This window comes from Chryseobacterium gwangjuense, from assembly GCF_021311115.1.
GTDB lineage: Bacteria > Bacteroidota > Bacteroidia > Flavobacteriales > Weeksellaceae > Chryseobacterium > Chryseobacterium gwangjuense.
In genome coordinates, this window is sequence record NZ_JAJTNP010000003.1 from 130,144 (window position 1) to 144,142 (window position 13,999).

The following is a 13,999-nucleotide window of genomic DNA, read 5'->3' on the forward strand; positions in this document are numbered from 1 at the left end:
GATTTGATATTTAAGTAAAAATAAGCATTTGCTTATTCCTATTTTACTTCCTGCATTAACTTTTTCACGAATGGGGAAATCAAAATTAATACCACTCCGGCAATTACAGCGTATAAACCTAATTGTTTATATCCATCGGTGTAAGTGATCAAAGCATCATAGTTGGTAGAACCTTCTTTTGCGGTTGCCAAACCGGCACCAATAATTCCTGCAACATACTGCCCGTAAGCTGAAGCCAGAAACCACATTCCCATCATCATTCCCTGAAGGTTTTTCGTAGAAAGTTTTGTCATAATAGATAATCCGATAGGAGAGAGGCAGAGTTCTCCCAACGTAATCACTAATAATGCAATGGTGAAAAAGTTTAAAGAAGTGATTCCCTGAAGGTTGGCGAAAAGTCTTGTCGCAAATAGAACATAATATCCTAAACCAAGGAAAATAAATCCTAAACCAAATTTAATGATGGTATTAGGTTCAATTTTTCTTTTATTTAACCAAATCCAAAGTAATCCGATCAACGGAGCTAAGAAAATAATGAAGAAGGCGCCTCCGGAATTATTTACCCCATTCGGATCCAGCCCCAAAAGATCTTTATTTAAGTTTTTAGCAGCGAAAATACTTAACGAACCTCCACTTTGCTCGTAGATTCCCCAGAATAAAATGGAGAATAAAATGAAAACCAAAGCAGCCCAAAGTTTTTTACGCTCTGCAGACGTTACTTTTGTCATTTCGTAGAACAGATAGATTAACGTCAATGGTCCGATCGTCCACATGAAATAATCGGTATATTCTGTTTTCGCAACCATGATCATAATGATCGGAACAAAGATTAAGGATAATACATATACTCCGTATTCTTTCCATTTTGGAATTGGGGCAGATTTTACTTCATTTAAAGGGTGTCCCGGCTGAAGTCCGATTGTACCTAATCTTTTTTGAGTAAAAATAAAGTTGATAAGACTTATTACCATTACTACAGCAGCAAAACCAAAAGCAATATGCCATCTCATTTCTTCTGGGATAAGACTGGCGAAAAGCTCTCCCTTTCCAATGGCAATACATAAATATCCGCCCAATAACGCTCCAAGATTAATTCCTGCGTAGAACAATGAAAATCCTGCATCTGCTCTTGAATCGTTTGGTTTGTAAAGCTGACCAACCATCGATGAAATATTGGGTTTAAAAAATCCTGTCCCTACAACGGTGAATGCAATTCCTAAGAAAAAGAATTTGTGTGGATCGGTTGCCAGAATTAAACTTCCGACAATCATTAAAAGTCCACCCCAAAAAAGAGATTTTCTAAAACCTAAAATCTTATCAGCGAAAAGTCCGCCAACAAAAGTAAAAGCGTACACGAATGCTTGGGTGGCACCGTATTGAAGATTGGCTTCTTTTTCGTGGAAATTAAGCTGGGAAATCATAAAGAAAACCAGCATTCCGCGCATTCCGTAGAAACAGAAACGTTCCCACATTTCAGAGAAAAAAAGACTCCAGATTTGCCTTGGGTATTTTCCTTTGAAATTTTGTATTTCATCTAAAGTTAAGCTCATAATGATATATGATTAAATTTTAATTAGGGATTTTAGCTCAATTTATTTAATTGTTGACGTATTGTAACAAGTATTTTAATAAAGAACATACGAAAATAAAAAAAACCTCTGACTTAGCAGAGGTTTCATTGTATTTTATTGATGCGAATTAGTTGACACCATGCATCATTTTCTTTAAGATTGGTGAAATTAAAGCCAAAATAACAGCTGCAATACCACAAAGAACAACGAATACCATAAAGAATTCGAATAAATTGTGGATCTCAAAACCTACAAAAGTTGGGTTTTCTAAAGGTAACTGAGCTTTTTCAAAAGCTGCAACCTGATCAGCAGTCAAAGTAACTTTTTTATCTAAAACATCCTGAAGATTTACTCCGATTTCTTGTGCTTTAGAGAATTTATCACCTGTTGCAGGAATTAACGCTCCTAATGAACCAGCTAATGCATAACCAGCAGCATTAGAAATAAAGAACACACCATATAATAATGAAGCGAATCTTTTTGGAGCTAATTTTCCTACCAATGACAACCCGATTGGAGATAAGCAAAGCTCACCACAAGTCTGGATGAAGTATAGTAACATTAACCATTTGATTGCTAATAATCCTGAGTTTCCAAGATCTTTTACGTTGTGTGCAATGATGAAATAACTTAATGCAATTAAAGCTAAACCAATTGCCTGTTTCATCGGAGATACCGGCTCTTTTCCTTTTGCTCTTAGTTTATCCCAACATAAACTGAAAGGAACTGCTAATAATACAACGAAAATTCCGTTGAAAATCTGAACCATTGAAGGCGGCATATTCCATCCGAAGATGCTTCTGTCTGTTTGGTTGTCTGCAATAAACGTTAATGAAGATCCTGCCTGCTCGAAAGCCGCCCAGAAGAAAATAATAAAGAATGATACGATATAGATTACCCAGATTCTTTGTTTTTCAACTTTGTTTTCTGCAGAAGACATGATAAGGAATGCTAAGGAAATACCCGCTGCATAAATGAAAGGATAAATAATTCCTTTGATTAATTGTCCCATTTCTACTGCTTTGAATCCGAATTCACCTACAAGTAAATATCTGAAAACAAAGAAAAGAACAACGAAAATAAAACCTGTAATTCCTAAAGCTGCTCCTGAGAATTTAGCAGTTTGCGTTTCTCCTTCTTCGAAATCTGCACTTGTATTATGTTTTGGTAATCCTCCGATAGGTCTCCCTTCCGGTGTTACAACATATTTGTTTTTAAGGATGAAGAATGTTACTGTTCCAATTACCATAGCAATTGAAGCGGCTAAGAATCCCCATTTGAAAGCAAAAATATCTCTTACTCCCGTTGTAGCATCTTTTACGTCTCCTACGTATGGACAGATAAACTGACCTAAGAATGCTCCAATGTTGATTCCCATATAGAAAATCGTAAATGCAGAGTCTAGTTTTGATTTTTCTTGTTTAGGATAAAGGCTTCCTACCATTGAGGAAATGTTTGGTTTGAAGAATCCGTTACCGAAAATGATAACAAATAAAGCCAACCACATGATCATTTTTGCAGTATCAAGACCTCCCGAGAACGTTGAAGCACTGATGAAAAGTAAGAACTGACCAATTGCCATTAATGATCCTCCGATCAAAATTGCATTTCTGTTTCCGATATATTTATCAGCAATGAAACCTCCTAAAAGCGGAGTAAGATAACATAAAGCTAAAAACCCACCATAAATGATAGCTGCATCAGCTTCTTTTATTAATAAGGAATTTACCATGAAAAGCGTAAGTAACGCTCTCATTCCGTAAAAATTGAAACGCTCCCACATTTCGGTTCCAAAAAGAACCCATAATCCTTTTGGATGTCTGGAACCTTTATTCTCTACAAATTCATCCGCTTTCGGATTTAATGCTTCAATATTATCCATTTTTATTGTTAATTTTTGTTAAGACTGACAAATATAGTTTTTTTTGAGTTTTCGGCAAGGTTTTAATTTTATATTTAAATAAAAAAGCTGCAGAATAACTCTACAGCTTGAAAATCTTTATTGTGATAAGGATTAATGTCCTTTTTCTTTCATGATTTTGTTTAATCTTTTTAACATTGATACTCCTAAAAGGGTAGCAAATATTAATAATCCGAAGTTTACAAGGAAATAATTCATTTTGTTGTCATAGCTATACCAGGTACTCGCAAGAATTCCAGAAAGCTTATTTCCAACAGAGTTTGCCAGGAAGAAGCCTCCCATCATCAAAGCGGTAATTCTTGCTGGAGAAAGCTTGGAAACGAAAGATAATCCCATCGGAGAAAGACATAATTCCCCAATTGTGATTACGCCATAGCTGGCTACCAACCACCAAGGCGAAACTTTTACAGCTCCATTATCTCCGGCAGAAACTGCTAAAACCATTACCAGACATGATAATCCGGAAATAAATAATCCCAAAACAATTTTAGTCGGTGTTAAAGGTTCTTTTCCTTTTCTTCTCAATAGTGCCCAGAATCCGACCACAACAGGAGTTAAGGCAATTACCCAGAATGGATTGATGGACTGAAATAATTCTGTATTATATAAGTATGTCTTTGTTTCAGGATTTTTCTCTAATGCTGCACGTTGTTCAGGAGATATATTTTTAAAATAAACATCTTTCCCTTGTACTTTAATTGTGTTTCCGTCTTTATCTTTCTGAGACTGGAACTGATCATCATATACAGGAACTTCTTTGTTTTCATAGCTTTTCCCATCAACCATATAAATTCCTTCTAAAGGTTTTTCTAATGATGCCGGAACGCTTCTGTCTGTATAATAATTTGCCCATCTTGTTAACGCAGTTCCGTTTTGTTTGAACACCGCCCAGAAGAACATACTGATTAAAAATACTGATAACAAAGCTCCGATGGATGATTTTTCTTCCGGTTTTGCTTTGAAATAAAGGGATGCATAAAAGTAAATAACAGGAATACAAGCGAAAATAAAGGCATCCGTATTATCACTTCCAAAAATATTTCCGGGAATTACCCAACCGATTGCTCCGGCAATGATAGCTGGTAAGAAAACTTTCAGCATAATCTCAGAAAGTTTGGTATCTCCTTCCTGAACCGGCTTCATTTGAGCAGCATGGATATAATGTTTTCTACCGATAGTAAAAATCACCATACCGATCAGCATTCCGACTCCGGCAGTGATGAAAGCTTCACCCCAACCGAATTTATTTCGCATGAATGCCGCAATAATATTACAGATAAACGCTCCGATATTGATTCCCATATAGAAAATATTGTATCCGGAATCTTTATTGGCTTTATAAGGTTCTTCGGAATACAGATTTCCAAGCAATGTGGAAATGGTGGGTTTAAAGAAACCATTACCGATGATAATTAATGCCAATGAACAATAAAATAATGTCAGATCTTTGAAAACACCCATTCCGATATATCCGGCTGCCATTAAAATTCCTCCCAAATAAATCGATTTGATATACCCTAAAACTCTGTCTGCTAAAAATCCACCAATGAAAGGGGTTAGATAAGTCAAAGCGATATAAGTTCCAAAAATGTCGTCTGCTGTTTTGTCGGGAAGTCCAAGACCTCCTTTTAAACCTGTTGGTTCAATCACGTACAATACAAAAATTCCGAGAATTAAATAATACCCGAAACGTTCCCACATTTCAGTAAAGAAGAGGAAAGGCAACCCTTTAGGATGTTTAGTCTTCATAGTTGATAAATTTCAAATTTCCCAAAAATAGGTTTTTAATTTTAATTGATAAAATAAATTGAAATTTCACGAAATGATTAATGAAATTAATAAATGACTTCCTGAAAAGTTTGATAATTAAGAGATGGGTTGTGAAGTTATTTAGAATTAAAGTATTGCAGGTACTCCAGCACACGTTTTTTCATCTCGTCCCGTTGTGTGGAAAATTCCTGCTGAGCCTTTGGTTTATTGTGTTCTATTTCAGTTATAAGTTCATTATAATTTCCGGGGCTTTTTACTTTTTGGTATCCTTTATTTTTACTGATGTATAGATAATCATTTGTATGGTAAAAATCTTTAGCCATTTTTAAAATCTTCACAAAATTATCTGCGTCCAAAGCCATATACATAAAAAGTCCTTCTTCTAAAGTTACATTCTCATCTGCAGAAAGTTGAAAATGTCCATTGCCATAATTATTGAAATCTGCAGTTCTCATTTTCCCTAAATAATACAAAAAGGCACTCTCGTTATATTTAGAATTTTTAAAAAGGTGTAGTGAATTTTCAAAATATTTTGAAGGGGATTCCATATCTGATTTCTTAGCAAGATTGGTCACCATTTTAAAGTCAATTTCCGAGATTTTTCCAATAGCGAATAAAGAATCAGATTTTTCTATAACATTTTTATAAAGAAGGAGTTCTGTACTTTCATCCTGTCCGAAAATATAGAGAGAACAAAATAGCAGAGAAGTGATAAATATTTTATGCATCATTTTTTGTTTAGTTAAAAATATACATTTTAAATAAAAAATCCGACTTCAGATGAGTCGGATTTTGTTATTATTAAATGATGATTTTAAAGATTTTCTAAAATAAAATCAGTCATTTTCTGATACAACTGCGGTCTTGTCTGTCCGCCGTAAATTCCGTGGTTTTTATCAGGGTACGCCATGAATTCAAACTGTTTTTTATTTTGAATTAAAGCTTCCGAGAATTCCATAGAATTTTGGAAATGTACATTGTCATCAGCAGTTCCGTGAATTAATAAGAATTTTCCTTTTAATAAATTAGCATATTCAGTAGGAGAATTTTTATCGTATCCATCTGGATTTTCCTGTGGCGTTCTTAAAAATCTTTCTGTGTATACTGAATCATAATATCTCCAGTTAGTCACCGGTGCCACTGCGATTCCTGTTTTGAAAACATCGGCTCCTTTTGTCATCGCTAAACTAGCCATATAACCTCCGAAACTCCATCCGAAGATTCCGATTCTTGATTTGTCGATGTATGATTGGTTTCCGAACCATTTTGCAGCGGTAATCTGATCTTCAATTTCGTATTTTCCTAAATTCATGTAGGTAACTTTCTTGAATTTAGCCCCTTTGTAACCTGTTCCACGTCCATCAACACAAGCTACGATATACCCTTTTTGAGCTAACATTTCAAACCAGATTCCGTTTCCGTTGTCCCAAGAATTAGCAACCTGTTGAGATCCCGGACCAGAATATTGGAACATGAATAATGGATATTTTTTGTTTTTATCAAAGTTTTTAGGCTTGATAATCCATGCGTTCATCTGATCTCCTGCTTCGTTTGGAATAGTGATGAATTCTTTTTCAACGAAATTATCTGTTTTTAATTTTTGAAGCTGAGCATCATTATTCTGAAGTTCTTTTACCACTTTACCGTTTCCGTCTTTAAGAACGAATGTGTAAGGTTTTGCAGCAGTAGAAGAAGTTTCGATGCAGTAATTATAGTTTTTGCTGAAGTTTGCGGAATTATTTCCTTCGGCATTTGAAATCAGCTGAGCTTTTCCGTTTTCGATATTTACTTTAGAAACTACTTTATTGATGCTTCCTTTTTCAGTGGTCTGAACATAGATTTCTTTTGATTTTGGATTGTAACCGTAATAATCAGTAACCTCCCAATTTCCTTTTGTAACTTGTTTTTTCAGTTTTCCTTCCTGATCGTACCAGTACAAATGACGGTTTCCGTCTCTTTCAGATCCCCAAAGGAAGCTGTTGTCGTCTAAGAATTCTAACGTTACATTATCGGTGTCGATCCATTTTTCATCGGTCTCGGTGAAAAGCTTTTTCACATCTCCCGTTTTGGTATTCACCTTTAAAATATCTGAAGCATTTTGTGTTCTTTCAGAAGTAATCAATACAATTTCGTCTGATTTTGCAGTCTGAATAACGTTGGGAATATAATAGTTTTTAAAGTTATTCAAGTTCACTTTCGTTTTTTTACCGCTGTCCAAAAGATAGATGTGGGCAGAAACGACAGAGTTCTTTTCTCCTGCTTTTGGATATTTGTAACGCATTTCACTTGGGTAAAGTGTTTTTCCGTAAATTGGAATATAAATTTCCGGAACACTTTCTTCAACAGATTCTACGAAGATAATGGCATTGGAGTTTTTTGTCCATTCGTACAATCTTGCATGTCCGAATTCTTCTTCATATACCCAATCTGCAAGACCGTTTAATACTTTATTTTTAACACCATTTTCTGTAACCTGCGTTATTTTTCCTGAATTTACATCCTGATAAAAAATATTATTATCAACAATGAAAGCGACTTTTGTTGCATCCGGAGAGAATCTTGGCTCCTGAACCGGTTTTCCATTGTTTAATGAAATTGTTTTTCCTGATTTCAGATCCTTTACATCAAATGTTCCTAAAAATGAATGTCTGTAAATCTGCTGACTTTGCTTTAACAAAAGAATTTTAGATTCATCATCAGAAAACTCATAGCTTTCAAAATTTCCGTCTACAAGGTTTCCTTCCTTTTGAGATGTTTTATAAGAATATTTAGCAATTCCGCCTTGTTCGATCACTAAGTAATTTTCACCGTTTTTCATGGAAGTGATTCCGGCAATGCCTTTACCACGGTAATACCCTGAATATATTTTATCTAAAGTGATTTCTTGTGCGGATAAACTTTGAAATACAGCCGCAACTGTAAGCGTTAGTAAGAATTTTTTCATTTCTAATTTTAAAGATTCCAAATATAATAATTTTATAAATGCTAAAAAAAGCAAATTAAAACAATGCTTTTGGCAACAAAATTGAATATAATTAATATATAATCAAATCAATAATAATTATGGAAACGAATGCATTTAACCAAAAACTGAATCGATATGTTTTAGATAATCAAGTTATATATACTGGATTTTCCAGCTATAATGATGCTGAACAATGTGCACAGAAAAAAGGAGGAACATTGGTGGAAGTGAGTTTTAAAGATGGAAATGATAATCCTGAGATTTGCCAGGAGGTAGATTTAATTGAGAAAAAACTACATTATTATGTGGATGCAGGTGACGAATATAAATTTATCCATTCTTCGGATCCGGGATTTAGAAAATATGCAGATGAACTGCAAAAAATAAAAGCACACAATGACAAAACAAGTCCTGATGAAAGATATTTTGCGAATTTTGAAATTGAAAATACGGAAGATCCGATTATCGTATTAAAAAACAATCATTTGGAATCGGTGACATCCAGAGAACGCTCAAAGTATTTGAAGCATGCATGTGTTTATGAAATAGGGGTAGCCCTTCCTAAATCTTAAAAAAAAACAGAATCATGAGCAAAATAAAATATTCAGAAAAAGCTCAAGATAAAGTAGGACAAGTAATGCACGAATTTAAGGCAGGAAAACTAAAATCTTCTTCCGGAGAAAAAGTGACCAGCAGAAAACAAGCCATAGCGATTGGTATTTCTGAAGCTAGGGAAGCAGGTTTGAAAGTGCCTCCAAAAAAGAAAAATTGATTAATACACAAAACAAAATCGGTCTGAAGCATGTTCAAACCGATTTTGTTATTTTATAGTGAGTTATCCATTATAGTTGTAAAGAATCTTGTAATATTCATCTGCCATTCGATCACTGTTGAACTGATCTTTCACATCATTCATGGCATTGTGCTGAATTTTTCTCCATGCATTAGGATTTTCATAATAGGTAGGAAGAATTTCGTTTTCAAGGATTTCATATAATTTATTCAAATCATAATTGTCCTGCTCGTAAATGCTCATATTCTGGTAATCTGCTTTTGGAACAACAAATGAATTTTCTCCGTGTTTTGCAAACTCGGGAATCCATCCGTCATTTGTAGATAAATTAACAGAACCGTTCATAGAAGCCGTCATACCTGAAGTTCCAGAAGCTTCTCTCGGAACTCTGGGATTGTTTAACCAAAGATCTGAACCTTGTTTTAAAGACTTGCTTAATGACAATTCATATCCTGTAAGAACTGCCATATTTTTGTGATTTTTGCTTTCTTCAACCAACGAATTGAAAGTGGAAATCGCAGAGTAATCCATCGGATAAGGTTTTCCTGCCCAAATGATCTGTATCGGATATTTAGGATGGTTCAATAATCTGTACAACCTGTCTTTGTCGTGTAATAGTAAGTCGGCTCTTTTATAACCTGCAAATCTTCTTGCCCAGACAATGGTAAATACGTTCGGGTTAAATAAATTTCCGGTTTGGTCCGCAACAATTTTGAATAGTCTTTTCTTTAGATGTTTTTTTCTGTAATCGAAAACGGTTTCATCATTTTCGTCTTTTGAATTGTACAGCGGTTTATCTGCCCAATATTTAAATTCCTGAGCATTGGTAATTGAGGTAATTCCGCAAATTCCGGAATATTTGCTCCACATAGCTCTGGAAACCACTCCGTGAAGCTGTGAAACTCCGTTGGCAATTTTTGCCATTTTCAAAGCACAAAGAGAATGATTAAAACGGTCGTCGTCTGCACCTTCAATTTTTTTTACTTCTTCCATGCTCAAACCTGAAAAGTATGACATATCATAACATAATTTCAGGTTGTGTTTTTCATTTCCTGCTTCTTCAGGAGTATGGGTGGTGAAAACCAGCTTTTCTCTTACTTTATTTAAATCTCCGTTGTATTTTTTCAGTAAATGAAATGCTGCAGGAAGTCCGTGAGCCTCGTTAAGATGATAAGTGTCTCTTTCGATGTTCATTTCGTCCAGTAATCTTGCTCCGCCCTTACCCAATAAAATGTACTGCGCTAGTTTTGTAGCTTCATTGGCATCATAGAGTTTGTGACAGATCGTTTTTGAAAGGTGATCATTTTCAGGAACATCTGTTGACAGGAAAAACATCGGAGCCGTATTGAAGATTTCAGGATCTAAATACCAAACCTTTACCCAAACCGGAGCACTGTGTATTTCAATCTGAAATTTTATCCCTGTGTCTTCAAGAAAGCTATACATCTTTCGTGTCCATGTCGGTTGTAAGGATTGATCGTGATTTCTGGCCTGGTCATAATATCCGAATTTCCAAAGAATACCGATTCCTATAAGGTCCTGCTTTAAATTATAAGCACTTCTCATATGAGATCCCGCTAGAAATCCGAGACCTCCTGAATATATTTTCAACACCTGTTCAATGGCAAATTCCATTGAAAAATAGGCTACTTTTTTAGAATATTGGGGATTGATGCTGTAAGGTATTTTAAAGTTTTTAAAATCCATAAATCGCAGTTTTATAATTGAAGGGCAAAGGTATCGATTAAGAAAGTAAACTCTATATTAATTATATGAGAAATTATTTCTAAAAGCACTTTTTGAATCGTTTTTTTACTTACCTTTAAGTGTAAATTTTTGATAATCAAAACTTCATGAATTGAAATCGGGAGTTGTATGTGTTCCATAACAATAATATAACAAGCACATGAAAAAGACATTTTCTGATGAAGATTTAATTAAAAATCTGAGCTTATATTATCTGAATCGACATTTGAAAAAAAAGCCGATGGAGAAGTATCATCGTAAAATAGATGAATCTCCGCTTCATGATCGCGAGAAATACAAAAAGAAAGCCGAAATTTTGTTGCTGAATTCTTTTATGCATCATTTTCCCGAAGTACAATTTGAAAACCTTACCTGCGAAAGTCCTGACTTTATCGCTAAATTCAACGACAAGAAAATAGGAATAGAGCTTACGGAAGTAATCAACCATCTTGAAATGAAAAAGGTTGAAAGCAGCTTAAATAAGATTTTCCGTCAGACAGAAATATTGCTGGAACAAGAAGACACTACGAAGTATCGTGGTGTTTATTTTTTAGAATTCTATCCAAATATTAAGCTGGATTCTCTGGAACATCAGGAAGAAATTATTTTAAGTATTTACAAAAGCATTAAGAAAGGAAAAGCGTTTGGCTGCGTGAAAAGTGTGCGAAAATCATTTCACCGCAGAAATGTTTTCATTACTCATGAGTACAACATGAACTTGTTTGATGAGCTTTGCTCTGAGAAGATTTTAGAGTTAATCGAAAAGAAAAACGAGAAATTTCCTTATTATGATACTACAGTAGATGAATGTTGGCTAGTGATTGTTTCTGATATGAATTCTTTGGCTTCCCGATATACCTTCATTCAGGATAAAGAGCATCTGAATGAGGTGAAGAGTCCTTTTCATAAAATTTTCCATCTTGAAAATATGTGCGGAAATATTACGAGTATAAAGTAGTTTCTGTTTATTTGTTTCCATAAGTTTAATTATTTATCGTTTTTATAATTAAATATTTTGGTTTTTTCGTATTTTTTTATTATTAATTTAAAATTATTATATTTGGTGTAACTTAAAATTTAATAACCAATTGATAATGAAAAAAACTTTACTATTATTTCTTTTATTATTATCACAAGTTTATTTTTCTCAGGCAGATTGTTCTACTGCTTTGTCCGTGTGCGGAAACTCAAGCATCACATACAGTCCTACAGGAATAGGTGCAGTTAATGAAACTTTAGGAGGCTGCTTGACAACAGGTGAACATAATTCAATATGGTATAAACTTACGATTGCTACCAGCGGAACACTTACTTTTGATTTAGTTCCGAATGATCCGGGAGCAGATTATGATTGGGCAATTTACGGACCTAATGTAAGTTGCGGAAGTTTAGGTTCACCCATACGATGCAATGCAGCTACTGCAATTGGGGTAGGAGCATCTACAGGATTAAATATGACGAGTACACTTACCAGTGCAGCAGGAGGATCACTTACTCCGTATTGTATGTACATGAATGTATTGGCTGGACAAACTTATTACCTGTATATTGATAATTGGGTAGGAGCGGGAAGTACCACTATTGCTCCATTTTCTTTAACTTGGGGCGGAACTGCAACGTTGGCTTCTCCTTTTACAGACCCTACTTTACAGCCGCATCCGTTTACTCCACCGGGAACTCCTGCAGCAAATCCAAATGATCCAAGAGAAATTCTGATCTGTGCAAACCCTGCTATTTTTGATTTCAGTACGCTGACTCCGGGAATTCTGAATGGAAATCCTAATTTTATCATTACTTATCATACGACTCAAAACGACGCACTTGCCGGAACGAGTCCTATTGTAGCACCTATGACGGTGAATACCACTGCAATTTATTATTACAGTATACACTATCAGGATCCTTCAAATCCTAATAATCCTATTAATTTTTGTAGACAGATTGGTAAATTCAAATTTAAGTTAGGGGGAATTTCGGGTAATAATGTTACGTTATTTGCTTGTAATAATTATAAATCGGGGAAAGGTTTATTTAATTTAACCACAGCAAATGTTTATAGCGGATCCAACGTGACGATTAAATACTATCCAACAATGGCTGATTTGAATGCAGGAACCTCAGAAATTACAAATCCGAGTCAGTATTTATCAGCAGAAGGTACGGTATATGCTTCCATAAAAACTTCACAAGGATGTTCAACGGTAGCGGTAATTACGCTTAAATTTTATCCGGAAGTCATCGTGAATGATGCTTCTTTAAAAGCTTGTGCGTCGGAGAAAGATCCTAAAACAGCGTCTTTTAACTTGACAACAGTATCTGTGACGACACAGAGTGGTGTTACTAAAAAATATTATGCCTCAGTTGCTAATGCAATCAACGGAACTAATGAAATACTGACTCCTACAGCATATGTTTCGTCAGAAGGTGTTGCGTACGTGAAAGTAACAGATGCGAATGGTTGTTATGGAATTGCTAAAATAACATTGTCAATCATTCCTCCGGTTTACTCATCGGTTTTAAAAGATAAAACGATTTGTATTGAAGATAAGACGACTCTTGATGCAGGATCTGGATTTGATGGTTATGAATGGAGTACAGGAGAAACTACCTCAAGTATTGCGAATGTGAGTGTGGGAGTGTATTGGGTAAAATTAAAAAAAGGAGAATGTATCGCTACACAAATGGTAAAAGTACATGCTTCTCAAGAACCTGTAGTATTAAGTGTTGATATTTCTACTACTACGGTTACGATAAACGTTACAGGAGGTACAGCACCATACAAATATTCAATGGATAATATCAATTGGCAGGACTCGAATATCTTTACCAATGTTAAGAGAGGGGATCATACCATCTATGTAAAAGATGCTTATAACTGTGAGCCTGTAGAGGTGATTATTGTTGTTCCGAATTTAATTAATGCCATTACGCCAAACGGAGATGGAATCAATGATGTTATTGATTATTCGGCATTGGCAGGTAAACATAATCTGGTATTTAATATCTATGACAGATACGGAAACAAGATTTTCGAGGCAGATAAATTTAATAACTATAAATGGAACGGAACTACCGGAAATAAAGCTGTTCCAACAGGAAATTACTGGTATTCTATCACATGGAATGAACCGGGTAAACAAAATACACCGGTTAAATATTCAGGATGGATCATGGTGAAAAACAGAGAATAAATTAATTTAAAAATAGTAAAGCCGTCACAAATAGTGGCGGTT

General features: G+C 34.8%; 10 protein-coding genes. 4 read left to right on the top strand and 6 right to left on the bottom strand.

Going from position 1 to position 13,999, the window contains the following annotated elements; translation table 11 throughout:
• Window positions 1-38: 38 nt before the first annotated feature.
• The 5 genes from LV842_RS07170 to LV842_RS07190 all read right to left on the bottom strand — a co-directional run bounded on the left by LV842_RS07170 (window position 39) and on the right by LV842_RS07190 (window position 8,206).
• Entirely contained in the window at window positions 39-1,550 is a 1,512-nt protein-coding gene (locus LV842_RS07170; protein WP_233110774.1) for a peptide MFS transporter, read from the bottom strand.
• A 148-nt stretch (window positions 1,551-1,698) separates the two neighbouring features.
• A complete protein-coding gene (locus tag LV842_RS07175; RefSeq protein ID WP_233110775.1) occupies window positions 1,699-3,453 on the bottom strand; it encodes a peptide MFS transporter in 1,755 nt (584 codons plus the stop codon).
• A gap of 132 nt (window positions 3,454-3,585) precedes the next feature.
• On the bottom strand, window positions 3,586-5,241 hold the full coding sequence (locus tag LV842_RS07180) for a peptide MFS transporter (protein WP_233110776.1): 1,656 nt from the start codon (window positions 5,239-5,241) through the stop codon (window positions 3,586-3,588).
• 137 nt (window positions 5,242-5,378) lie between these two features.
• Window positions 5,379-5,993 carry a hypothetical protein gene (locus LV842_RS07185; protein WP_233110777.1) on the bottom strand — a complete coding sequence of 205 codons (615 nt, stop codon included), beginning with the start codon at window positions 5,991-5,993 and terminating at the stop codon, window positions 5,379-5,381.
• 83 nt (window positions 5,994-6,076) lie between these two features.
• Window positions 6,077-8,206, bottom strand: a complete 2,130-nt coding sequence (locus LV842_RS07190) for a S9 family peptidase (RefSeq protein ID WP_233110778.1) — start codon at window positions 8,204-8,206, stop codon at window positions 6,077-6,079.
• 119 nt (window positions 8,207-8,325) lie between these two features.
• Here LV842_RS07190 and LV842_RS07195 point away from each other — a divergent pair, with 119 nt between their 5' ends.
• Complete coding sequence (locus tag LV842_RS07195; RefSeq protein WP_233110779.1) at window positions 8,326-8,799, top strand: hypothetical protein; 474 nt, start codon at window positions 8,326-8,328, stop codon at window positions 8,797-8,799.
• 14 nt (window positions 8,800-8,813) lie between these two features.
• Complete coding sequence (locus tag LV842_RS07200; RefSeq protein WP_233110780.1) at window positions 8,814-8,999, top strand: DUF6496 domain-containing protein; 186 nt, start codon at window positions 8,814-8,816, stop codon at window positions 8,997-8,999.
• Between the two features lie 63 nt (window positions 9,000-9,062).
• On the opposite strand, the gene glgP is transcribed toward LV842_RS07200, so the two are convergent.
• Window positions 9,063-10,727, bottom strand: a complete 1,665-nt coding sequence (gene glgP / locus LV842_RS07205; RefSeq protein WP_233110781.1) for an alpha-glucan family phosphorylase — start codon at window positions 10,725-10,727, stop codon at window positions 9,063-9,065.
• Between the two features lie 199 nt (window positions 10,728-10,926).
• Between glgP and LV842_RS07210 the strand changes: the two genes are divergently transcribed.
• Window positions 10,927-11,724 (top strand): hypothetical protein, encoded by a 798-nt coding sequence (locus tag LV842_RS07210; RefSeq protein WP_233110782.1) that lies wholly within the window; start codon window positions 10,927-10,929, stop codon window positions 11,722-11,724.
• A gap of 136 nt (window positions 11,725-11,860) precedes the next feature.
• The gene (locus LV842_RS07215) at window positions 11,861-13,957 is read left to right on the top strand and encodes a T9SS type B sorting domain-containing protein (protein ID WP_233110783.1); all 2,097 of its coding nucleotides are present in this window, start codon (window positions 11,861-11,863) and stop codon (window positions 13,955-13,957) included.
• Window positions 13,958-13,999 lie beyond the last annotated feature (42 nt).